Annotated in this window: 23 protein-coding genes; 11 read left to right on the top strand and 12 right to left on the bottom strand. The window is 63.7% G+C overall.

Translation table 11 applies throughout. From position 1 onward, the window contains the following. Position 1: 1 nt before the first annotated feature. On the bottom strand, positions 2–2254 hold the full coding sequence (locus tag ACWHXP_RS11970; protein ID WP_489633776.1) for a heavy metal translocating P-type ATPase: 2253 nt from the start codon (positions 2252–2254) through the stop codon (positions 2–4). A gap of 164 nt (positions 2255–2418) precedes the next feature. Here ACWHXP_RS11970 and ACWHXP_RS11965 point away from each other — a divergent pair, with 164 nt between their 5' ends. After that, a complete protein-coding gene (locus ACWHXP_RS11965; RefSeq protein ID WP_121038804.1) occupies positions 2419–2619 on the top strand; it encodes a cation transporter in 201 nt (66 codons plus the stop codon). A gap of 4 nt (positions 2620–2623) precedes the next feature. Here ACWHXP_RS11965 and ACWHXP_RS11960 read toward each other — a convergent pair whose 3' ends face one another. From ACWHXP_RS11960 to ACWHXP_RS11950, 3 genes are read right to left on the bottom strand one after another with little or no spacing between them, the layout of a single operon-like run. After that, positions 2624–3793 (bottom strand): vWA domain-containing protein, encoded by a 1170-nt coding sequence (locus tag ACWHXP_RS11960; RefSeq protein ID WP_489633777.1) that lies wholly within the window; start codon positions 3791–3793, stop codon positions 2624–2626. 21 nt (positions 3794–3814) lie between these two features. Beyond that, positions 3815–4402, bottom strand: coding sequence for a GNAT family N-acetyltransferase (locus ACWHXP_RS11955; protein ID WP_489633778.1), 588 nt, complete (start codon positions 4400–4402; stop codon positions 3815–3817). Between the two features lie 26 nt (positions 4403–4428). Then, positions 4429–5304 (bottom strand): AAA family ATPase, encoded by an 876-nt coding sequence (locus ACWHXP_RS11950; protein WP_489633779.1) that lies wholly within the window; start codon positions 5302–5304, stop codon positions 4429–4431. A 202-nt stretch (positions 5305–5506) separates the two neighbouring features. Here ACWHXP_RS11950 and ACWHXP_RS11945 point away from each other — a divergent pair, with 202 nt between their 5' ends. The 3 genes from ACWHXP_RS11945 to ACWHXP_RS11935 all read left to right on the top strand — a co-directional run bounded on the left by ACWHXP_RS11945 (position 5507) and on the right by ACWHXP_RS11935 (position 8808). Then, positions 5507–7756: a site-specific recombinase gene (locus ACWHXP_RS11945; protein WP_489633780.1), complete on the top strand. Its 2250-nt coding sequence runs from the start codon at positions 5507–5509 to the stop codon at positions 7754–7756. 364 nt (positions 7757–8120) lie between these two features. After that, a complete protein-coding gene (locus ACWHXP_RS11940) occupies positions 8121–8441 on the top strand; it encodes a c-type cytochrome (RefSeq protein WP_039787601.1) in 321 nt (106 codons plus the stop codon). 13 nt (positions 8442–8454) lie between these two features. Beyond that, a complete protein-coding gene (locus ACWHXP_RS11935; protein ID WP_489625131.1) occupies positions 8455–8808 on the top strand; it encodes a c-type cytochrome in 354 nt (117 codons plus the stop codon). An 81-nt stretch (positions 8809–8889) separates the two neighbouring features. On the opposite strand, the gene ACWHXP_RS11930 is transcribed toward ACWHXP_RS11935, so the two are convergent. Beyond that, positions 8890–9321 carry a DUF1841 family protein gene (locus tag ACWHXP_RS11930; RefSeq protein ID WP_088754068.1) on the bottom strand — a complete coding sequence of 144 codons (432 nt, stop codon included), beginning with the start codon at positions 9319–9321 and terminating at the stop codon, positions 8890–8892. A 274-nt stretch (positions 9322–9595) separates the two neighbouring features. On the opposite strand from ACWHXP_RS11930, the gene ACWHXP_RS11925 reads away from it, so the two are divergent. Beyond that, on the top strand, positions 9596–10777 hold the full coding sequence (locus ACWHXP_RS11925; RefSeq protein ID WP_343725412.1) for a branched-chain amino acid ABC transporter substrate-binding protein: 1182 nt from the start codon (positions 9596–9598) through the stop codon (positions 10775–10777). Positions 10778–10784: 7 nt separating this feature from the next. Here the strand turns inward: ACWHXP_RS11925 and nth are convergent, their stop codons facing one another. Together nth and rsxB are read right to left on the bottom strand one after the other, a co-directional pair. Further along, positions 10785–11435, bottom strand: a complete 651-nt coding sequence (gene nth / locus ACWHXP_RS11920; protein WP_039787592.1) for an endonuclease III — start codon at positions 11433–11435, stop codon at positions 10785–10787. Beyond that, on the bottom strand, positions 11432–12154 hold the full coding sequence (gene rsxB, locus ACWHXP_RS11915) for an electron transport complex subunit RsxB (RefSeq protein WP_034341160.1): 723 nt from the start codon (positions 12152–12154) through the stop codon (positions 11432–11434). The genes nth and rsxB overlap by 4 nt, the downstream gene beginning before the upstream one ends. Between rsxB and ACWHXP_RS11910 the strand changes: the two genes are divergently transcribed. Next, a complete protein-coding gene (locus ACWHXP_RS11910; RefSeq protein ID WP_489637775.1) occupies positions 12078–12362 on the top strand; it encodes a hypothetical protein in 285 nt (94 codons plus the stop codon). The genes rsxB and ACWHXP_RS11910 overlap by 77 nt on opposite strands. On the opposite strand, the gene ACWHXP_RS11905 is transcribed toward ACWHXP_RS11910, so the two are convergent. From ACWHXP_RS11905 to fdxA, 3 genes are all read right to left on the bottom strand, one after another. After that, entirely contained in the window at positions 12284–13519 is a 1236-nt protein-coding gene (locus ACWHXP_RS11905; RefSeq protein WP_121038817.1) for a polyhydroxyalkanoate depolymerase, read from the bottom strand. The two genes, ACWHXP_RS11910 and ACWHXP_RS11905, sit on opposite strands and share 79 nt — an antisense overlap. A gap of 317 nt (positions 13520–13836) precedes the next feature. Further along, on the bottom strand, positions 13837–14910 hold the full coding sequence (locus tag ACWHXP_RS11900; RefSeq protein WP_039787591.1) for an NAD(P)/FAD-dependent oxidoreductase: 1074 nt from the start codon (positions 14908–14910) through the stop codon (positions 13837–13839). A 313-nt stretch (positions 14911–15223) separates the two neighbouring features. After that, entirely contained in the window at positions 15224–15547 is a 324-nt protein-coding gene (fdxA, locus tag ACWHXP_RS11895; protein ID WP_039787587.1) for a ferredoxin FdxA, read from the bottom strand. 385 nt (positions 15548–15932) lie between these two features. On the opposite strand from fdxA, the gene ACWHXP_RS11890 reads away from it, so the two are divergent. From ACWHXP_RS11890 to ACWHXP_RS11870, 5 genes are all read left to right on the top strand, one after another. Further along, positions 15933–17186 (top strand): ABC transporter substrate-binding protein, encoded by a 1254-nt coding sequence (locus ACWHXP_RS11890; protein ID WP_489633782.1) that lies wholly within the window; start codon positions 15933–15935, stop codon positions 17184–17186. 194 nt (positions 17187–17380) lie between these two features. Beyond that, positions 17381–18556 (top strand): nicotinate phosphoribosyltransferase, encoded by a 1176-nt coding sequence (gene pncB / locus ACWHXP_RS11885; RefSeq protein WP_034340811.1) that lies wholly within the window; start codon positions 17381–17383, stop codon positions 18554–18556. A 79-nt stretch (positions 18557–18635) separates the two neighbouring features. Continuing rightward, positions 18636–19448: a hypothetical protein gene (locus ACWHXP_RS11880; RefSeq protein ID WP_310841538.1), complete on the top strand. Its 813-nt coding sequence runs from the start codon at positions 18636–18638 to the stop codon at positions 19446–19448. A gap of 191 nt (positions 19449–19639) precedes the next feature. After that, positions 19640–21004, top strand: a complete 1365-nt coding sequence (locus tag ACWHXP_RS11875) for a sodium:proton antiporter (protein WP_489633783.1) — start codon at positions 19640–19642, stop codon at positions 21002–21004. Between the two features lie 50 nt (positions 21005–21054). Continuing rightward, entirely contained in the window at positions 21055–22035 is a 981-nt protein-coding gene (locus ACWHXP_RS11870) for a 2-hydroxyacid dehydrogenase (protein ID WP_329802229.1), read from the top strand. A 111-nt stretch (positions 22036–22146) separates the two neighbouring features. Here the strand turns inward: ACWHXP_RS11870 and ACWHXP_RS11865 are convergent, their stop codons facing one another. Both ACWHXP_RS11865 and ACWHXP_RS11860 read right to left on the bottom strand, forming a co-directional pair. Next, positions 22147–22404, bottom strand: coding sequence for an acyl-CoA-binding protein (locus ACWHXP_RS11865; RefSeq protein ID WP_034340818.1), 258 nt, complete (start codon positions 22402–22404; stop codon positions 22147–22149). An 18-nt stretch (positions 22405–22422) separates the two neighbouring features. Continuing rightward, complete coding sequence (locus tag ACWHXP_RS11860; RefSeq protein WP_039787583.1) at positions 22423–22779, bottom strand: FKBP-type peptidyl-prolyl cis-trans isomerase; 357 nt, start codon at positions 22777–22779, stop codon at positions 22423–22425. Positions 22780–23071 lie beyond the last annotated feature (292 nt).

Genomic DNA, 23071 nt, shown 5'->3' with positions numbered 1-23071 from the left:
TTCACTTCTCCATTTTTGCGGGGCCATGCGGACGCCAGCGGCGCAGCAGCAGGGCATTGCTGACCACGCTCACGCTGGAAAACGCCATCGCTGCCCCGGCCAGCATCGGGTTGAGCAGGCCCAGCGCGGCCAGCGGAATCCCGACCAGGTTGTAGATGAACGCCCAGAACAGGTTCTGGCGAATCTTGCCGTAGGTGCGGCGCGAGATGTCGATGGCGTCTGCCGCCAGGCCGGGATCGCCATGCATCAGTGTGATGCCGGCAGCCTGCATGGCCACGTCGGTGCCGGTGGACATGGCGATGCCCACATCGGCGGCAGCCAGCGCCGGGGCATCGTTGACGCCATCGCCGACCATGGCCACGACATGCGCGCCGTTGTCGCGCAGGGCAGCGACCGCTTCGGCCTTGTCGCCGGGCAGCACTTCGGCGCGCACATCCTGGATGCCCAGTGTGGCGGCCACCTGTTGTGCGGCCCCCCGGTTGTCGCCACTGAGCATGGCGGTGCGGATACCCAGCGCATGCAGGGTGGCGATGGCTTGCTGCGCGCCGGGCTTGATCTGGTCGCCGAAGGCCAGCAGGCCCAGGATGCGCACATGGCCTGCCTCACGCTCGGCCAGCCAGGACAGGGTACGGCCCTGCGCCTGCAACTGGTCGGCACGCGCTTGCAGGGCCGGGGCGCTGGCCTGCAATTGCTGCATCCAGCGGCTGCTGCCCAGGCAGAGTGCGCGGCCATCGACATGGCCTTCGATGCCCAGCCCGGCCACGCTGCGGACCTGGTCGGCTTGCGGGATCGAGATGTCGGTGTGTGCCGCGGCCGCCTCCAGCACGGCCCGCGCCAGCGGGTGTTCGCTGCGGGCTTGCAGGGCGGCGGCCAGGGCCAGCAAGGCATTGTCCTGTTCCTCTTCGGTGGCGTCAGCGGCCTGCAGTTCAGTCAGGCGCGGACGGCCCACGGTGAGCGTGCCGGTCTTGTCGAAGGCGATCACGTCGACCCGATGCGCGATCTCCAGCGCCTGCGCATCCTTGATGAGGATGCCGTGGCGTGCGGCCACCCCCGTGCCGGCCATGATGGCCGTGGGGGTGGCCAGGCCCAGTGCGCAAGGGCAGGCGATCACCATCACCGCCACCGCATTGAGCAGGGCCTGTTGCCAGTCGCCCGCCACCAGGCCCCAGCCGAGGAAGGTCAGGGCCGACAGCAGCAGCACCGCAGGCACGAAGACCGCGCTGACCTTGTCCACCAGGCGCTGGATCGGCGCCTTGGCCGCCTGCGCCTGTTCCACCATGCGCACGATGCGCGCCAGCATGGTTTCGGCACCGATGGCGGTGGCTTCGAAGACCAGCACCCCTTCCGCATTGATGGCACCGGCGGCCAGCTGGTCGCCGGCTTGCTTGGCTTGCGGGCGGCTCTCGCCGGTCAGCAGGGCTTCATCCAGATGGCTGCGGCCCTCCTTGACGATGCCATCGACCGGGACCCGCTCGCCGGGACGCAGCACCACCAGGTCGCCCACGCGCACCTGGGCCAGCGGCACGTCGATGTCTTGTCCGTCACGGCGCACGCGGGCACGGTCGGGACGCAGCGCGTTGAGGGCGGCGATGGCGTCGGCCGTCTGGCGCTTGGCGCGGCCTTCCAGCCATTTGCCCAGCAGCACCAAGGTGATGACCACGGCCGAGCTTTCAAAGTAGAGATGCGGCATGGCCATGGCGTGATCGCCCATGTCCGGCATGCTCAGCCATTGCCAGACCGATAGCCCGTAAGCTGCGCTGGTGCCCAGCGCCACCAGCAGATCCATGTTGCCCGAACGCGCGCGCAGCGCGCCCCATCCGGCGTGATAGAAACGCCAGCCCAGCCAGAACTGCACGGGCGTGGCCAGCAGCCATTGCCACAGCGGGGGCAGGCTCCAGCCGATGCCCAGCGGGGCCAGCAGCATGGGCAGCAAGAGCGGCAGCGACAGCGCGGCCGAGACGGCCACGGGCCACCAGCTTGGCAGCTGTTTCTTGGCGCTGGCCGGCGCGGCGGTTTCTTCAGGGATGTGCTGGTGCGCCTGATAGCCGGCCTTTTCAATGGCGGCAATCAGGGCAGCCGGGGCCACGGGTGCGGCCGTGGCGATGCTGGCGCGTTCGGTGGCAAGGTTGACGCTGACTTCGGTCACGCCAGGGATTTTCTTGAGCGCCTTTTCCACGCGCATCACGCAGGAGGCACAGCTCATGCCTTCGATATCGAGGCTGATCTCGGCGGCAGCAGGGGAGGAAGAGGGCATGGCAACGACTCCGGAAGGATGGATCAAGGCCTGCATCATCATCCTTCCCATGATGGCAAGGTCAAGCCTGATTGTCGCATGGATGCACAAAGCTGCGCTTGACCTTGCCGTGGTGGGAAGGTTTAAGCTTCCATCATTGACTTCATTTCATGAAAGGAAACGCCATGAGCACCACCTTCACCGTCAACGACATGACCTGCAACCACTGTGCAGGCGTCATCACCAAGGCTGTCAAAGAGGTGGATGCCAATGCCAAGGTCGACATTGCAGTGGCCGACAAGCGCGTGGTCATCGACAGCAGCCTGCCGGCGCAGCAGTTTGCCGAGGCCATTGAAGAAGCGGGCTATACGCCGCTAGCAGCCTGAGCCGCTACTTGCTGAGCAAGCGCATCGCGCCTTCCAGCCCATCCATGGTCAGCGGGAACATGCGGTTGTTCATGAGCTGGCGGATCAGTGCGATTGATTGCCGGTATTGCCACAGGCCTTCCGGCTCGGGATTGAGCCAGACGAAATGTGGAAAGGTACTGGTGAAGCGCTGCAGCCACTCGGCACCCGCTTCCGCATTGTTGTATTCCACCGAGCCGCCCGGCTGCACGATTTCGTAAGGACTCATGGTGGCATCGCCCACGAAGATGAGCTTGGTGTCCGGCGTATATTTGCGCAGCACATCCCAGGTCGGGAAACGCTCGGCGTGGCGGCGGCGGTTGTTCTTCCACAGGTAGTCATACACGCAGTTGTGGAAGTAGAAGAACTCCATGTTCTTGAACTCGGTCCGTGCCACCGAGAACAATTCTTCGGTGCGGGCGATGTGGTCATCCATCGATCCGCCCACATCGAAGAGCATCAGCACCTTGATCTTGTTCTTGCGCTCGGGCTGCATCCGGATGTCAAGGTAGCCGGCATTGCTGGCGGTGGCGCGGATGGTGTCGTCCAGCGCCAGTTCTTCGTCCAGTCCTTCACGCGCAAAGCGGCGCAGGCGGCGCAGCGCCACCTTGATGTTGCGGGTGCCCAGTTCGCGTTCGCCGTCGTAGTCCTTGTATTCGCGTTCTTCCCACACCTTCACCGCGCTGCGCTGGCCACCCTTGCCGCCGATGCGGATGCCCTCGGGGTTGAAGCCGCCGTGGCCGAAGGGAGAAACCCCGCCGGTACCGATCCACTTGCTGCCGCCTTCGTGGCGTTCCTTCTGTTCTTCCAGCAGTTGCTTGAGGCGATCCATCAGCTTGTCGTAACCGAACTTCTCGATGGCGGCCTTCTGCTCGGGCGTGAGGTCGCGCTGCAATTGCTTGACCAGCCATTCCAGCGGAATCTCCGGCCGCTTCTCGAAGATCGTTTCTATGCCCTTGAAATAGGCCCCGAAGGCGCGGTCGAACTTGTCGAAGTGCGCCTCGTCCTTCACCAGCGTGAGGCGCGAGAGAAAGTAGAACTCATCCAGCGAGGGCGAAATGACCTGCTTGTCCATCGCCTCCAGCAGGGTCAGGAATTCCTTGATCGAGGCCGGCACGCCAGCCTGTTTCACGGTGTAGAAGAAATCGATGAGCATGAATGCAATCCCGCAGCCGCCTCAGCGGCCCAGCTTGAACTGGAGATGGCGGCGCACCGTTGGCCATTCCGATTCGATGATGGAAAACACCACCGTATCGCGATAGGAACCATCCGGCATACGCTGGTGATTGCGCAGGATGCCGTCCTGCTTGGCCCCCAGCCGCGCAATGGCGGCACGCGACTGCTGGTTCATCCAGTGGGTGCGGAACTCTACGGCGATGCAGTGCATGTCCTCGAAGGCGTGGGTGAGCAGCATCAGCTTGCACTCGGTATTGATGCCGGTGCGCTGGGCACTGGCGGCATACCAGGTGGAGCCGATCTCCACGCGCCGGTGGGCCACGTCGGCATTCATGTAGGTCGTCATGCCGCACAGCGCGCCGGTGTCATTGCGGCGGATCACGAAGGGCAGCATGCTACCCTGCTGCTGCAGGTGCAGGCGGCGTTCGATCTCGGCACGCATGTTTTCCGGCTTGGGGATGGCGGTGTACCAGAGCTTCCACAGCTTGCCATCCGACACGGCGGCAATGAGCGCATCGTGGTGCTCGGGATGCAGCGGCTCGATCGTGGCGAACTGGCCCTTCAAGGTGATCGGCGAGAGGAATTGCATGGCGGCTCCGGTGGATGGCGGCAGGTTCAGCGGTTGTTGCGCGACATGAAGACCAGGCGCTCGAACAGGTGCACATCCTGCTCGTTCTTGAGCAGCGCGCCATGCAGGGGCGGGACCACGGCCTTGTTGTCCTGGCTGTGCAGGGCTTCAGGCGGGATGTCCTCGGCCATGAGCAGCTTGAGCCAGTCGATCAGTTCCGAGGTCGAGGGCTTCTTCTTGATGCCCGGTACCTCGCGCACCTGGTAGAAAGCGTCCAGCGCGCGCGCCAGCAGGTCGCGCTTGATGTGCGGGAAGTGCACGTCAACGATCTGCTGCATGGTCTCCTTGTCGGGGAACTTGATGTAGTGGAAGAAGCAGCGGCGCAGGAAGGCGTCCGGCAATTCCTTCTCGTTGTTGGAGGTGATGACCACCAGCGGCCGGTGTCTGGCGCGCACCAGTTCGCGCGTCTCATAGACGTAGAACTCCATGCGGTCGATTTCGCGCAGCAGGTCGTTGGGGAATTCGATGTCGGCCTTGTCGATCTCGTCGATCAGCAGCACCACCGGCTGCTCGGCCGTGAAGGCCTGCCACAGCACACCCTTGACGATGTAGTTGTGGATGTCCTTGACGCGCTCGTCGCCCAGCTGTGAATCGCGCAGGCGCGAGACCGCATCGTATTCGTACAGGCCCTGCTGGGCCTTGGTGGTGGACTTGATATGCCACTGCAGCAGCGGGCGGCCCAGGGCGGCGGCCACTTCCTCGGCCAGCATGGTCTTGCCGGTGCCGGGCTCGCCCTTGATCAGCAGCGGACGCTGCAAGGTGAGCGCGGCATTGACCGCCAGCTTGAGGTCGTCGGTGGCAACGTAGTTGTCGCTGCCGGTGAATTTGCCTGGATGGGATGAAGCGGCGGAATGATCTGGCATGGATGCTGTCCTTGTCAGGTTGCTGTGGTTGGATTGCCGGGAAGATGCGGCATTGCAGCAGCCGCGCCGGACATTTCTTCGAGTATAAGGGAAAAGCCGGCCAAATCCGGCGCACCTGCGACGGCTTGAATTCTGCTCAATCGTTCCTATATCAAGGGCTACGCATGCAACAAACTGACAGCGCCCCAGGCGCTCACTGCCCATGAAATTTCTTTTCTTCAAGATGCTGGTGGTGTGGAGACGAATGCGTCACGGCATGCAGGCGCGTTACATGGACCGGCATGATGTCGGCCGGCAGCTGGAAGTCCTGATGCGCCGCATCGACCCGGCTGCCAGCTGGCACGAGCGGGCCAACTGGATGATCGACGTGGCTGAATGGCTGCGCCATCGCCCGGCCGTGTCGCTGCTGGACCGCCAGGCCTGGCACCAGGTGCGTCGCCAGCGGCTGGCCATCATGCTGGACTGGCTGGACCAGCACCGCGACGTGCGGCGCGCGGTCCAGAACGCGCTGCAGAAGACCCTGCGCGAAGCCACCGGCCCCGAACTTTTCTCCACCACTGGCCTGCCGCACGAACCCGGCTTCTTCGGCGAACTGAGCGAACGCCTGGCCCGGCTGATCCTGCCGCGCCACCTTTCGCCCACTGACCTCTCTTCGCTGTTCACGGCCATGTTCCCCGATCCGGACGACGCCGCCTGGCTGCTGGAGCTGGACAATGAACTGCTGCAGCGGCTGTGGAAACTGATGGCCGATGACGGCATCTCCCACATGTACTGGCAGCAGATCGAGGAAGCCATCACCTATCTGACCACCACGGTGGTGGCCGATGGCATCAGCCCGGCCTTCCGCCAGCGGCTGGAACCCAAGATGCCCATGCGCGCCACGCCCTTCCTGGCGCTGCGGCGCGAGATGGAAGCCTGGCTGCGCGCCCAGCCGGGCGACCTCGGCGCCTTGCGCAGCGTGCGCATGCTGGTCGCAGTGTGCCATGCGCAGACGGACCGCATCTATGCGCACCTGGATGAATACGGCGTCTCGGTGAGCCTGGTGTATCGCGTCGAACGCATGCGCGCGCATTTGCAGCGCATCGGGCGGCTCATCGATGTGCGTTCCGGCGTGCCTGGTCCGGTCATCAGCCCGGCCGTGCCCGGCATGGTGGCGCCGCCGGCGGCGCTGGCCGGGGCCGGGCGCATGCAGTTGCTGCTGTGCGACCTGATCTCCGCCCACCATCACCGCGACTCGGTGCGCGGCCTGATGCGGCGCAGTTTTGCCCTGCTGGCGCGCAAGATGGTCGAGCGCAATGCCGATCACCGGGAGCAGGCCATCGCCCGCGACGGTGCCGGTTATCGCCGGGTGATGCGGGCCGGTCTGGTGGGCGGTGCGATCATCGCCGCCACGGCCCTCGTCAAGCAGAGCCTGTCGACGCTGGGCGTGGTGCACTTCGTCGATGGTGCGCTGGCTTCGCTCAACTATGCCGCCAGTTTCCTGCTCATTGCCGCGCTGGGCGGCGTGCTGGCCACGCGCCAGCCGGCCGTGACCGCACCGGCCCTGGCCTCGCGCATGGGGGACCTGGATGCGGAGGGCATGCGTGACCTGATCGCCGAATCCGGCCAGCTGCTGCGTTCGCAGTCGGCGGGTATCTTTGGCAATCTGCTGGCGGTGATTCCGGTCACCGCCGCGCTGTGTGCCCTGGGCTGGTTCGCGCTGGGCAGCCAGCCGATGCCGGCCAGCGAGGCGCGCCAGGCCATCGCTGCGCTCTCGCTGGTAGGCCCCACACCCCTGTATGCCGCGCTGACCGGCGTATTGTTGTGGCTGGCCAGTCTCGCGGCCGGGTTTGCCGACAACTGGTTCGCTCTGCGCCGGGTACGGGAAGTGGTGTCCAACCATCGCCGCCTGGTGCACGGTCTCGGCGCCATGCGCGCCCAGCGCTGCGCCGCCTGGCTGGAGCGCAACGTGGCCACCATTGCCGGTAGCCTCTCGCTGGCCGTGCTGCTGGGGCTGGCACCGGTGGTGGCGGCCTTCTTCAGCCTGCCGCTGGATATCCGCCATGTGACCTTGGCTGCTGGTACGCTCACCGCCGCAGTCTTCAGCCTCGGCTGGGAAATCCTGATGACGCCCGCCTTCTGGCTGGCTGCCGGCGGTGTGGCTGCGACGGCCCTGTTGTCGGTGGCGGTGGCCTTCGCCTGCGCACTGGCGCTGGCGCTGCGCTCGCGCGACTTGCCGCGCCGCGCCCGCAATATCGCCATGCGGGCGGTGTTGCGCCGTTTCGTCGTCCGGCCCTTGTTCTTCATTCTTCCGCAAAAAACGGATGCGGCAGTGCAGGATGACGCCGGAGAAGACGAGGACGACGACGATGACGGCCAGGGCGGCGCGCGCCAGGACAACCGGCAACCGCGCCTGGCTTCACTTGAGCCTGGGCACGATATGCACGTCCAGGCTACGCGGCATGTCGCCTAACGTTGGCATCAGCCAGATGCCATAGCGGTAATATTGCAGTGCATATAATGCGTCGATCGCCCGCCCGGCCTTGCCTGGCGGGCGATTGCGTCTGTCGGGGAGGGGTTGTGCGCAGGGATGACGCTGCCGGTTTTATTGGTTAGAATCGAAAGCGTTTTTTGCGCAAGGCAGGGGGAGTGGAGAGACAAGCTTGAGCCGAAACACCGGTTGAGCCATAGCAGAAGAGCCAAACCTGCAATACCAGGGCAATCGAACAAGCACGATAAAGTTTGCCGCTGGCAGCAAAAGATGCGTTTCGTCGGGTGTCCGCCGCGCCGAGGTTGAGGCGGGGCGGATGGGAAGTCCAATCACTTACCCTGCTCACATGAAAAAACACCTCGTGTTTCTTGCCTTGGCTGGCGTGCTCGGCAGCGCGTCCGCGGCCGACATCGTCGGCAATGCCAAGGCCGCTGAAAACAAAGTCTCCATGTGCATTGGTTGCCATGGCATCCCCGGCTACAAAGCCAGCTATCCCGAGGTCTACCAGGTGCCGATGCTGGGCGGGCAGTCCGCCAAGTACATCGAGAACGCGCTGCGCGCCTACCAGAAGGGGGAACGCAAGCATCCTTCGATGATGGGCGTGGCCGCCAGCCTGTCGGACCAGGACATCGCCGACCTGGCCGCCTACTATTCGCAGCAGAAGTGAGGGGAGCCACGAGATGAAGAAGAACCTGATTGCCCTGTCGCTGCTGGGTGCCGCCGCGCTGCTGTCGCAAGCGGCCAGCGCTGCTGATGTAGCCAATGGCCGTGCGCTGGTGGAGAAGTACAACTGCGCCTCCTGCCACGGCAAGGACTACAACTCGCCCATCGATCCGGGCTATCCGAAGCTGGCCGGCCAGCATGCGGACTACCTCAAGCATGCCCTGACGGCCTACCGCCGGGGCGACACCGCCATGAATGGCCGCAACAATGCCATCATGTCGGGGCAGGCCAAGCCGCTTACGGATCGCGACATCAACGATATCGCGGCTTATCTGCACAGTCTGCCGGGCAGCCTGGTGGTGCGCAAGTAAGCTGCGTCTGATGGTTGCGTATGAAAGAAAGCCACGCCGCAAGAGAGTTGCGGTGTGGCTTTTTGTTGTGCGCGTGAAGGCTTATCCCTGCGCCCGCCGCTTGATATTCTCGATATAAGCCGCCCCATCCGGCGGCAAGCCATTGCGCTGGGCGTTCCAGATCATCTCGCCCAGGGCTTCCATGATTTCATGATGGGCATCGTGTTCCGAGCCGCGGCGCTGGGCCAGCAGCTGGAAGGCGCCACGGATGCCGGGGGGCTGGTCGATGGAGATCTGTTCCGTGATCGACAGGTGCATCGACAGGTGCAGGAAGGGATTGCTCTGGCCGCGTTCGATCGAATAGTCGGCCGCCAGCGCTTCATCCACGTCGCGCAGGGCATCGTGGTATTCCGGATGTTGCAGGATCCAGTCGCGGGCGATGGCTTCCAGGGGCGTCAGGACCTGGTTGCCCTGGTGCTTGCGATAGGCTTCGCAGAAAAAGCGGCGGACATCGTGCTGGGACGGCGTGAACATGGCGGTGCATCAATCGGGGATAAAGCGCTATTCTACGCTGGTCTGCCGCCCGCTTCAGGAGGCCGGCCAAGGCCTGCGGCACGACAGGTCCAGATGAAGTAATATTCTTTCCCTACGACAAGCATCTGAATAATCCATCCAATGCAGTACCCGGCCGCATCGCCTTGGCGCGATGGGGGGAAACGCAAGGCCGGGCAGCGAGAAGGAAGCATGCATGTTTTTTGGCGGAAGCCTGATCCGGCCTGTGCGCCGTCCACGGACATGGACGCGGCCCTTGCTTTGTATCGCGCTGGCCCTGCTGGGCTGCTGCGCGCAGGCCGCGCTGGCGGCTCCTTCGGCGTCGGCCAAGGCGAGCATGGCCAGCGACGAGCAGCCGGCTGACGAATCCACCCTGGCCATCGGCTTTGCCGGCCCCTTGAGCGGCCCCTCCATGGGCGTGGGCCGCAGCATGCGCAATGGCGTGCAACTGGCGCTGGATGAGGCCAACCGGCGCGGTGTGGTCATCGCCGGCAAGCATTACCGGCTCAAGCTGGTGTCCCAGGATGACAGGGCTGATCCCGGCACGGCGGAGTATGTAGCACGCTATCTGGTCGGCCAGCGCGTCATCGGCGTGGTCGGACACTGGACCAGCGGCACCAGCCTGGCAGCGGCCCCGGTCTACCATGCCGCCGGCGTGATCCAGGTGACGCCCTCGGCGATGAGCCGCAAGCTGACGGCCCTGTCCTATCCGCGCATCTTCCGCACCATTCCCAACAACGAGAGCATCGGCCGCTGGTCCGCGCGTTACGCCGTCGACAAGCTGGGCGTGCGCTCCGTGGTCACCATTGACGACCGCACGCCCTTCGGGCAGGGGCTGGCCGAGCAGTTTGCCCGCGAGGTGGAGGCGCAGGGTGGCAAGGTGCTGGCGCGCTACAACGTCAGCGACAAGACCTCTGACTTCAACGCCCCGCTGATGCAGGCGCGCAGCCTCAAGCCGGACCTGATCTTCTTCGGCGGACTGGACTGGCAGGCCGGCGTGCTGGCCAAGTCCATCCGCCGGTTGAAGCTGGAAGCGCGCCTGATGGCTTCGCCCGGGACCTTGGGTTTGCCCTTCCTGATGCGCGCCGGACCCGATGCCAATGGCGCGCTGGTCCTTGAACCCGGGCCGCCGCAGGACAAGATGCCCGGCTGGCGGCAGTTCCGCCAGCGCTACAGCGAAGCTTTCGATTCCGACATCGACCTCTATGCGGTCTTCGCCTATGAAGCGGCGCAGTCCATCCTGCTAGGCCTGCGCCAGGCCGGCAGCACCGATCCGGATGCGGTTGCCCGGGCCATGCACCGCCTGCGCTTCGAGGGCGTGAGCGGACCGGTGGCCTTCAACGAGGAAGGCGATCTGCTCAACCCGACTTTTACCCTGTATGAAGTTCAGGACCAGCGCTGGATGCCGGTCACCCGTCTGCACGGGCTTCCGCGCTAGGTCCTTCTCAGACGCCCTTGGCCGGAAGTGGCGTTTTCTGCTTGAATTCGCAGAGGTCGGCGATCAGGCAGTTCCAGCATTGCGGCTTGCGCGCGATGCAGGTGTAGCGGCCATGCAGGATCAGCCAGTGATGCGCATCCTGGCGGAATTCCGGGGCCACGAACTTGATGAGCTTGCGCTCGACTTCGTCCACATCCTTGCCCGGTGCAATGCCGGTGCGGTTGGAGACGCGGAAGATGTGCGTATCCACCGCGATGGTGGGATGGCCGAAGGCCGTGTTGAGGACCACGTTGGCGGTCTTGCGGCCGACTCCCGGCAAGGCTTCCAGCGCCTCGCGCGACTCCGGTACCTCGCCGCCGTGTTCCTCGATCAGGATGCGGCAGGTCTCGATGACGTTCTTGGCCTTGGTGCGATACAGCCCGATGGTCTGGATATAGGGCATGAGCTGGTCCACACCCATGCGGTAGATGGCCTCGGGCGTGTTGGCCACCGGATAGAGCTTGCGCGTGGCCTTGTTCACCGACACATCGGTCGCCTGGGCTGACAGCAGCACGGCGATCAGCAGCTCGAACGGCGTGGTGTATTCCAGTTCGGTAGTGGGCGTGGGGTTGGCCTGGCGCAGGCGCTCGAAGATCTCGCGGCGTTTGGTCGGATTCATGGTTGTGGGCTGTCGGGCTGGGGGCTGGCTTGTTCGGCTTGCAGTTTCTTCAGGCGCGCGCGTTCCATGGCGGCCTGGATGATGGCTTTCTTGCGGGCCAGTTCGGCTTGTTCCTCGGGCGTGCCGGCCGCGGCTGCTTCCACTTCCTTGAGCTTGGCCGCGGCCTTGGCGGCCAGACGGGCATCGTTCTCTTCCTTCTCGCGCTGCAGGCGCAGGGTGCGCCAGTCATGTCGCGCGCGGGCGGCATCGGCTTGCTCCTGGCTCCAGGCTTGCCAGCCGGTGCGCCCCGGCGTGGCCTCGACCATGCTGATGCAATCGACCGGGCAGGGCGCCACGCACAGGTCGCAGCCGGTGCAGAGCGATTCGATCACCGTATGCATCTGCTTGGCCGCACCGGCAATCGCATCGACCGGGCAGGCCTGGATGCAGAGCGTGCAGCCGATGCAGATGGCTTCATCGATCAGCGCCAGGCGGCGTGGCTGTTCGCTGCCGTTGGCGGGATTGAGCGGGATCACCGGTTTGCCCAGCAGTTGTGCCAGCCGCGCCACGCCTTCCTGGCCACCGGGCGGGCACTGGTTATAGGAAGCAAGCCCCTCGGCCATGGCCTCGGCATAGGGACGGCAGGCCGGGTAGCCACATTTGGTGCATTGGGTTTGCGGCAGCAGGTCTTCGAGGCGGTCGGCCAGGGTGGCAGAGGCGGTGGTGGCGGATGGCGGCACGGCGGTCAGGCAATTCAACGGGACAAGGGCGCTATTATCCGGCCAAACCGCCGTCAAGTCATGCCGCAGCCACAAAGCAAAACGGCACCACCGTGGAGACGGGGTGCCGTTTAGGCTCAACGCGCTGCGTTACGCGTTGGCGCGGATGAATTCGCCGATCTTCGGGCAGACGATTTCGCGCCAGCGGCGGCCCGAGAAGATGCCGTAGTGGCCTGCCTTGGGCACCGTGAAATGCTGCTTGCGTGTCTTCGGGATGCTGCTGCACAGTTCCTGCGCCGCCTGGGTCTGGCCGGAACCGGAGATGTCATCGAGCTCGCCTTCGATGGTGAACAGGGCGACCGACTTGATGTCCTGCGGGCGCACCAGCTTGCCTTCGATTTCCCAGGTGCCACGGGCCAGGTTGAAGTCCTGGAACACCACCTTGATGGTCTCCAGGTAGAACTCGGCCGGCATGTCCAGCACGGCGTTGTACTCGTCGTAGAACTTGCGGTGCTCTTCGGCGGAGGCATCGTCGCCATCGCGCAGGTGCATGTAGAAATCCCAGTGGCTCTGGGCATGGCGGCGCGGGTTCATGGCCACGAAGCCGGCATGCTGCAGGAAGCCGGGATAGACCTTTCGGCCGAAACCGGGGTAATTGGCCGGCACGCTGTAGATCACCGTGTTTTCGAACCAGGAGAAGGGCTTCTCGGTCGCCAGGTCGTTGACGGCGGTGGGCGACTTGCGGGCATCGATGGGCCCGCCCATCATGGTCATGCTCTTGGGCAGCTTGGGATCGTTGGCGCTGGCCATGAGCGAAATGGCCGCCAGCACCGGCACGGTGGGCTGGCACACGGAAATGACGTGCACGTCCGGGCCCAGGGTGCGAATGAAGTCCTGCACGTAATAAACATAATCGTGCAGGTGGAATTCACCGGCTTCGACCGGCACCATGCGGGCGTCGGTCCAGTCGGTGATGAAGACGTCATGTTCCTGCAGCAGGGCGCGCACGGTCTCGCGCAGCAGGGTGGAGTGGTGGCCGGACAGGGGCGCCACCACCAGCACGGTAGGCTGCTTCAAGGCGGTGCTCTGGCGCGCCGACAGGTCCTTCTTGAAATGGATCAGGCGACAGAAGGGCTTCTCTTCGACCACTTCCTCGGTGATGCCGACCGGCTTGCCGTCCACGGGCACTTCGCCGATGTTGAAGAGGGGCTTCTCGTATTCCTTGGAAAGGCGATACAGCAACTCGTAGCCGGCGGCGATACGTTGCGAGAAAGGGGTGTGGGCGAGCGGGGAAACCGGGTCCGAGAACAGTTTGGCCGAGGTTTCGGCCCATTGCATCATGGGGTTCAGGAACGCGCGATTGAGTTCATGCAGTTGATAAAGCATAGCTGACCTTTATACAAGCACCGGCTGGCTTTCCCGTCCGGATGGATAACCCGGACCAGGTGCGCAGCAAGCATGTGCCACAAACGTTTGGCGACGATCATCGGCTGACAGACTTCATATTATGTCTACTCTGTCAACTTTTTCCTTGTTGCGACGCGGTAGCATAGCATGCTTTGCCTTACGCCCCGCTTGCTGGTCAGACCAGTGGTGCGGGCCCCACAGGTTTCTGCAAAAACCTTCATAAACAAAAAGCCCCCGTACCGGACGGGGGCTCTGCAGGCCGCTTGCAGCGGCACGGGTGGTCTGGCGACGGAAAATCAGTCGAAGACCGGGCTTTCCACGCCCAGGATCTTGTGCAGCTTGGGCGAGGTGGTGGTGTACTGCATGTGGATCTTCTTTTCCGGGAAGATGTAGGGCGCAGCGCCGAAGGCGGCCAGCGCGGCTTCGTGGAAGCCCGACAGGATCAGCTTCTTCTTGCCCGGATAGGTGTTGATGTCGCCCACGGCGAAGATGCCCGGGACGTTGGTCTCGAACTTCTCGGTATCCATCACCTTCAGTTGCTTGCGCTCGATCTCCAGGCCCCACTCGGCGATCGGGCCCAGCTTGGGCGACAGGCCGAAGAACACCAGCAGCATGTCCAGCGGCAGGCGGCGGGTGACACCGTCAGCGCCCGTGACCTTGACTTCGGACAGCTTGCCATCCTTGATCTCGGTGCCGGTGACCTGGCCGATGACCAGCTGCATCTCATACTGTTCGCACAGTTCCTTCATCTTGGCCACGGACGCGGGCGCGGCGCGGAATTCTTCACGGCGGTGCAGCAGGATCACCGATTCAGCCTTGCCCACGAAGTTCAGGGCCCAGTCCAGGGCGGAGTCGCCGCCGCCGCAGATGACGATGTTCTTGCCTTCGAACAGGGCAGGGTCCTTGACGCGGTAGAACACCTGCGAACCTTCGAACTGCTCGATGCCTTCGACCTTCAGGGTGCGCGGCTGGAACGAGCCCACGCCGGCCGCGATGAAGATGGTCTTGGTGATGAACTTGGTGCCGGTGGAGGTTTCGACGTCGAAACGGCCATCTTCGCGCTTGTTCACCAGGGTCACTTCCTGCCCCAGGTGGAAGGTGGGCGAGAAGGGCTCGATCTGCTTCAGCAGGTTGTCGGTCAGTTCCTGGCCGGTGCACACGGGCACGGCGGGGATGTCATAGATGGGCTTGTCCGGATACAGCTCCACGCACTGGCCGCCGACCACCGGCAGCGAATCGATCACGTGCGCCTTGATTTCCAGCAGGCCGAGTTCGAACACCTGGAACAGGCCGACCGGGCCGGCGCCGATGATGACGGCGTCGGCATCGATGACACCGTTGACTGCCGCAGTCTGGACATTGTTTTCCATGATTTTCTTGATATTCCTGTTTCAGTAGATCAGATCAGTAGAGCGGCTTTTCCCTCTTGCGCTGGGCGCTGGCTGGCGGCGGGGCCGCTGGCGGGGGAGAGGCCAGGTAAATGCGATGCGAAATGCTTGCCGAGAGCGCCACAGGACGGTAAGGCAGCGGGCAGTTCAGCCCGGCCATGAGGCTCTCAGGGGTATTGCTGGCGGCCAAATGCAAACGGCTGCGCATCTGGCGTGGCGATGAAACTGCCGGGCTGGATGCGCAACCGCCATTGTCGACCGGGACAGGCCCGGTCCACTTGATTCTCCGCAGGAATCAGCGCTGCAGGTATTGCAGCTTGTCGGTCTTGTCCTTCCATTCCTCGGCTTCCGGCAGCGGTGCCTTGGTTTTGGTGATGGAGGGCCAGCTGCGGGACAGATCGGCGTTCAGGGCAATGTATTGCTGCTGGTCGGCCGGCACGTCTTCTTCCGCGTAAATCGCATTGACCGGGCACTCGGCCACGCAGACGGCGCAGTCGATGCATTCATCCGGGTCAATCGCGAGGAAATTGGGGCCTTCGCGGAAACAATCCACCGGGCAAACATCCACGCAATCCGTATAGCGGCAACGGACGCAGGAATCGGTGACAACGTGGGTCATAACTGTCCTATCTGTAAAATTTCTTCAAACCGATGGCTAACTGCGCCGCAATTGATGGCAATATGGCACGGTTAAAATCATGTTGCGGCTGGTCAACCTGTGGTTGAGGTGCTTGGGCCGGCATCCGGCGTCTTGTGGACGCTGTCGTGAAGGACTCTGGAAGCCTCTCATGATGCTGCTGCGCAACCCGCCGCAAAGCCTTGTATTTTAAGGTAATTCGATTTTTCCCACAAATGAGGCTTATACAGATTACGTATAAGTAAATAAACAAGCTCGCGATAAGCCCAGCCGCCGCCAGGGCCTTGTGGCCTGCGGTTCCAGCCTATGGAGCCAGGTCCGCCGGCATGGCGCCGCTTGTCGCACATCACCAGAAGGAAGTCCCGGCGTGAACGCTGCAGGCCCCCAGTCCTCCCCCCGATTCCGTCTTTCGCTGCTGCCGGCCTTGCTCGGTGCGCTGGCCGTCGCCGTTTCCCTTGTGCTGCCCTTGAGTGCTGGTGCTGTCGAGCCGATCCGTATCGGCGAGATCAACAGCCAGGGGCGGGCGTCCACTGCCGGACAGGCCTATCGCAACGGACTGTCGCTGGCACTGGAACAGATCAACGAGTCCGGCGGCATCCATGGCCGTCCCTTGCAGCTCATCAGCCGCGACGACCAGGGCGATGCCGAGCAGGCCGCCCGCAATGCCCGCGAACTGGTCAGCAAGGAGCATGTGGAGGTGCTGACCGGCACCATGCTCTCCGATGTGGCCCTGGCCGTGGCGCGCGAAGCCGCGCGCAGCAAGACCGTGCTGGTGGTGGGTGATGCCCTGTCCGATGCGGTCACGCTGGACAAGGGCAATCGCTACACCTTCCGCGTGCGTCCCTCGACCTACATGCTGGCCGCGATGCTGGCCGAGCAGGCTGCACGCATGCCCGGGCGGCGCTGGGCCATGGTGGCGCCCAACTATGAATATGGCCAGAGCGCCGTAGCCAGTTTCAAGATGCTGTTGAAGCAGGCGCGTCCGGATGTGGAGTTCGTCAGCGACCAGTGGCCGGCCATGGGCAAGATCAAGGCCGACGATGTGGCGCGGGCGATCCGCCAGTCGCGTCCGGACGCCATCTTCAATGCCACCTTCGGCGAGGACCTGCAGAAGTTCGTGCAGGCCGGCAATCGCCAGCAGTTGTTTGCCGGCGTGCGGGTGGTGTCGATGAGCTCGGCCGGTGCGCAGAGCCTCGATCCCAGCCAGAGTGAAGCCATTCGCGACTGGGTGGCCGTAGGTTACCCGTGGGACCAGATCAATACGCCGGAGCACCAGCGCTTCCTGGAAGCCTATCTCAAGAAATTCAGCGAACGTCCGCAACTGTCGGCGGTACTGGGTTACAGCACCATGATGGCCATTGCCGGCGGCCTGAAGAAGAGCGAAGGCGGGGATGGCGAAGTGCTGCTGGAATCCCTGCGTGGCCTGCACTGGTCCTCGCCGCTGGGTGAGTTGAGCTTCCGCGCGCTGGATCAGCAATCCACGATGGGTGCCTTCATCGGCCTGGTCTCCCAGAAGGATGGACGCAGCACCATGCGCGAATGGCGCTACCTCGATGGTACGGCCTACCTGCCGCCGCCGACCTATGTGCGTGGACGCCGTCCGGCTTCAGCGGGCAAGTGATCCGGTCTTTCGCCGCCCTCGGCCCTGTCAAAGCCCCCTCATGGCAGGGGGCTTTGCTTTGTGCGATCTCGGTTAAGATAGCGGTCGCGACGCTTCAGGGCGTGGCCAACGCATGATGCGGCGCGCTCCGGGGCAGCCCTCATGCACGTGGACCATCAACATGGCAGCATGCGGCATGTCCGCATCCGGACTTCATGATCATCACATCCTTACTCGACACTGACCTGTACAAATTCACGATGATGCAGGTGGTCCTGCATCATTTCCCCGGCGCGCAGGTCGAATACAAGTTCAAATGCCGCAACGAGCACATCGACCTGACACCCTATGTCGACGAGATCCGTGCCGAGATTGCCGCGCTGTGCCGCCTGCGTTTCAAGGAAGATGAACTGAATTACCTGCGCGGCCTGCGCTTCATCAAGAGCGACTTCGTCGACTTCCTCGACCTGTTCCACCTGAACGAAAAATACATCACGGTCCAGCCTGATCCGGCCGGCAATGGCGAGATCGAGATCCAGGTGAAGGGGCCGTGGCTGCACACCATCATGTTCGAAGTGCCGGTGCTGGCCATCGTCAATGAAGTGTATTTCCGCGCGACCCAGCGCTCGCCCGATCTGGAAGAGGGCAGGGCGCGCCTGCGCAAGAAGATGTCGGTCATCACCGATGATGCCGAACTGGCCGGCTGCAAGATCGCCGATTACGGCACGCGCCGCCGCTTCTCGCGCAGCTGGCATGCCGAGGTCATCGACGAGATGAAGCAGCATATGGGGGACCACTTCGCCGGTACCTCCAACGTGATGTACGCCATGCAGCATGACCTGACCCCGCTGGGCACCATGGCGCATGAATACCTGCAGGCCTGTCAGGCGCTCGGTCCGCGCCTGCGTGATTCGCAGACGTTCGCCTTTGAGATGTGGGCGCGCGAGTATCGCGGCGACCTGGGCATCACGCTCTCGGACGTTTATGGCATGGATGCCTTCCTGCGCGACTACGACATGTATTTCTGCAAGCTCTTCGACGGCGCGCGCCATGATTCCGGCGATCCGTTTGAGTGGGGCGAGCGCCTGATCCAGCATTACCGTGACAACCGTGTCGATCCGTCCAGCAAGGTGCTGGTGTTCTCCGACAGCCTGGACTTCGACAAGGTGCGTGCGCTCTACCTGCGCTTCAAGGATCGCGCCAAGGTGGCCTTCGGCGTGGGTACCAATCTCACCAATGACCTGGGCTACACGCCCCTGCAGGTGGTCATGAAGATGGTCCGCTGCAATGGCCAGCCGGTGGCCAAGCTGTCCGATACGCCTTCCAAGAACATGTGCGATGACCCGGCCTATGTGAATTATCTGCGCCAGGTGTTCCAGATCAAGGCCTGACCGGAGACGGAGTGATGCGGCATCGGGGAGGCGGGGCTTGAAGAAGCCGATGTTGTTCCGTCGGGTACGGACGCTGCGGTTGAGCCGCAAGATTAGCCATCGGGGCTTCCCGCGCCTGTTCATGCTGCTGCTCATCACGCTCGCCGCCAGTCTCGGATTGCTCGCCTCGGCATGGATGCTGCGGCATGGCTGGCACAACATGGGACTGCGCTATGGGCTGGCCTGCCTGGTGGCGTATCCTGGTTTCCTGTTGATGCTGTCGGTCTGGCTGTGGCTGCTGCGGCGGCGCGACCGGCGCAGGGCGCTGGCCGGGACCGGGGTGGCGGCCAGCGCGGGCGCGCAGTTCGCGTCAGGCGTGCAGCCGGAGCAGGACGGGCGCAACCGCCGCAATGACGGCTCCGGAATCGACGCCGGTTTCGTCGGCGATATACCCCTCAATATTTCTCTGTCCAAGTCTGCGCAACAGTGGCAGGGCGGTGGTGGCAGCTTCGACGGCGGCGGGGCCAGCGCCAATGTGGATTTCAGTCTTGCTGACGGGGGCGATGCGGCGGGCCTGGCGGACGGCATCGATCTGGGCGAAGCACTGGGCTTGTTGATCTTCGCAGTGTCGGTGGTCTCGCTTATCGCTGCCGCGCTGTATTCCGTCGTCACCATGCTGGGCATGGCCCCCGTGCTGTTTTCCGAACTGATCTTCGACGCATTGCTGGCGGCCGGGCTGTATCGGCGCTTCGGCTACCGTACCGATCGCCACTGGCTGGAGACGGCCGTGCAGCGCACCTGGCGACCCTTCCTCGCGGTCCTGTTGCTGGTGAGCGCGAGCGGACTGTTGCTGTCCTTGATATGGCCCGATGCAGTCACGCTTGGTGAGGTGTGGAGCCAGCTGCGCAGTTGACGCAGGGGCATGCATACTTGAAATTTTTTCGCATGCCCGGCTTTCGCTTCGGACGCGCTCGCGTGGCTGGTATAGTGTGGCTCCCTCTGGCCGCAGATTCTCGCGTGACGGCCACCACCTCTATTTGCCATCAGGACCTTCATTTGCAGATCAGAGCTCTCACAATTCGTCTCTCCGCAATCCTGGCATCGATGCTGCCCGCCGTTTCCCAAGCCGCCGATCTGGACGGTGCCGGGCTGTCCCTGGCCTGGGCCTTGCCGTTCGCGGGCGTTCTGCTGTCCATTGCCGTGCTGCCGCTGCTGGCCCCGGCCATGTGGCATCACCATTTCGGCAAGATCGCCAGTGCCTGGGCGCTGGCCTTCCTGCTGCCGTTTGCGGCCCTGCATGGTGCGCATGCGGCCCTGGCCATCAGCGTGCATGCGCTGGTGGCGGAATATCTTCCCTTCATCATCCTGCTGACCGCGCTCTTCACCGTGGCCGGTGGCATCTGCGTACGCGGCAACCTGCATGGCACGCCCGCACTCAATACCGGACTGCTGGCACTGGGCACCTTGCTGGCCAGCGTCATGGGCACGACCGGTGCGGCCATGCTGTTGATCCGCCCGCTCATCCGCGCCAACGATGACCGCAAGCACACGGTCCACGTCGTGGTGTTCTTCATCTTCCTCGTTGCCAATGCGGGCGGCTCACTGACGCCGCTGGGCGATCCGCCGTTGTTCCTGGGCTTCCTCAAGGGCGTGGATTTCTTCTGGACCGCGCGCCATCTGCTGGGTCCGATGGCCTTCCTGTGCGGTGCGTTGCTGCTGATCTTCTATCTGCTGGATCGCCATTTCTATCTCAACCACGAAGAGCGCCGCCCGCTCGATCCCACGCCGGACTCGGCGCTGCGGCTGGAAGGCAAGTTCAATTTCCTGCTGCTGGGCGCAGTGGTCGGTCTGGTACTGATGAGCGGCTTGTGGAAACCTGGCGTGGCGACCGAGGTGCTGGGCACGCCGCTGGAATGGCAGAACCTGCTGCGCGATGGCGCGCTGCTGGGCGTGATCCTGCTGTCGCTGTGGCTCACGCCAACATCTGCCCGCGCTGGCAATGACTTCGGCTGGGGGCCCATGCTGGAAGTGGGCAAGCTTTTTGCCGCCATCTTCCTGACCATCGCCCCGGTGATCGCCATGCTGCGGGCGGGCGAGCAGGGCGCGTTTGCCGCCGTGGTGCACGCCGTGACCGGGCCGGACGGCAAACCGGACGACGTGATGTATTTCTGGATGACAGGCGTGCTGTCTTCCTTCCTCGACAATGCGCCGACCTATCTGGTGTTCTTCAACACTGCCTCCGGCGATGCGCGGGAACTGATGGGGCCGCTGGCCTCGACGCTGGCGGCCATCTCCGCCGGTGCCGTCTTCATGGGGGCCAACAGCTATATCGGCAATGCGCCCAACATGATGGTCAAGGCCATCGCCGAGGAGCGCGGCATTCGCATGCCCAGCTTCTTCGGCTACATGGCGTGGTCGGTGGGCATTCTGGTGCCGCTGTTCATCGTCATGAGCTTCCCGTTCTTCTGAGTGCTACCGCCGCTTTCTTCCGATAACGAAACCGAGACCACGAGACCCGCATGAAACCCAAGATCTTCGTCGCCCGCGCCGTCTTCCCTGAAGTTCTGGCCCGCCTGGAGCAGCATTTCGAGGTCGAATCCAACCAGGATGACCGCATCTACAGCGCCGATGAGCTGCTGGCCAAGGCCAATGGCAAGGATGGCCTCTTCACCACCCCGAGCGAGCCGGTCACGGCCGCGCTGTTCGCCGCCAATCCGCAACTGAAGGCGGTCTGCAACATGGCCGTGGGCTACAACAACATCGATGTTGCTGCCGCTACAAAAGCCGGCGTCATGGCCACCAACACGCCCGACGTGCTCAATGAAACCACCGCCGACTTCGGCTGGGCCCTGATGATGGCGGCTGCGCGCCGCATCACCGAATCCGAGCACTTCCTGCGTGCCGGCAAGTGGAAGAAGTGGAGCTACGACAGCTTCGTCGGCCCGGACATCCATGGGGCCACCCTGGGCATCATCGGCATGGGCCGCATCGGCCAGGCGATCGCCCGCCGTTCGCTGGGCTTCGACATGCAGGTGCTGTACCACAACCGTTCGCGCCTGGCACCCGAGCTGGAAGCGCGCGCCAACAACGCCCGCTACGTCAGCAAGGAAGAGCTGCTGCAACAGGCCGACCACGTCGTGCTGGTATTGCCTTACTCAAAGGACACGCACCACACCATTGCCGCCCCGGAGCTGGCGCTGATGAAGCCGACCGCCACGCTCACCAACATCGCGCGCGGCGGCATCGTCGATGATGCAGCGCTGATCGCCGCCTTGCGTGAAGGCCGTATCGCGGCCGCCGGGGTGGATGTGTTCGAGAATGAACCGTCGTTCAAGCCGGAATTCCTCGACCTGAGCAACGTCGTGCTGACGCCGCATATCGCCAGCGCCTCCACGCCCACGCGCCTGGCCATGGCCAACTGTGCAGCTGGCAACCTGATCGCGGCGCTGTCGGGCCAGCGTCCGCCCAACCTGCTCAACCCGGACGTGGCGGCGCGCTGATCGGCCGCTCCTGCCGGAGCATCAAACAAAACGGGCGCACCTGAGACCAGGTGCGCCCGTTTCTTCATCGGCAGGCGGCGGGCATCCGGGGATGCCGCCGTCATGCCTGCATCAACCCTTCAGTTCATTGAAGATGTCGATGTATTCCTGCTGCGCTTCGGCTTGTGGCTTGCCCTTGAGGGCGGCCCAGGCGTCGAACTTGGCGCGGGCCACGAAGTCGGTCATGCCGGGGCGCTCGCCCTGCACGTCGCCGTTGCTGCCCTGCTTGTAGAGGCCATACATCTTCAGCAGGGTCATGTTGTCGGGACGCTCGGGCAGGCTCTTGGATTCTGCCACGGCGGCTTCGAACTGTTCTTGCAGGGTGCTCATGTCTCTCCTCCCTCGGGCTCAGACGGCCAGCAGTTCGACTTCGAAGATCAGGGTGGCATTCGGGGGGATCACGCCGCCTGCGCCACGGGCACCATAGCCCAGGCCTGCCGGGATGATCAGCTTGCGGGTGCCGCCGACCTTCATGCCTTGCACGCCTTCATCCCAGCCCTTGATGACGTGGCCAGCGCCCAGCGGGAAGGCGAACGGATCATTGCGGTCCTTGCTGGAATCGAACTTGCTGCCGGCGGTGCCGTCCGTGTTCTGCAGCCAGCCGGTGTAATGCACGGTGACGTGGCTGCCGGCCTTGGCTTCATCGCCAGCGCCAACGTTGATTTCTTCATATTGCAGCCCGGAAGCTGTGGTGATGATGGACATCGGTTTCCTTTCGGTGAGGGGATGGGTTGGCGGCCGCATGGCCAGATTCCTGACGACTGCTGACCATGCAAAATGCTTCATGGAAACATTGCGTGTGCCAGACCGTGCATCAGGCGTCGCAGGTGCGCTGCGACTGGTGTTCAGGCCGCCCCGGTGGCGTCATGCGACCGGATCGGCAGGCAGTGTAAACCAAAAATCTAGAAATTTTTCATATTGCTTCAGTGGGCTGTCAGCGGGATCGTTGCAGCGAGCGTTAAGAGCCGAGGACGTGCTCCAGGGGCTGCTCTGGCAC

It is taken from the genome of Herbaspirillum sp. Her2 (genome assembly GCF_057961375.1).
This window is presented reverse-complemented; position numbering and strand designations above follow the sequence as displayed.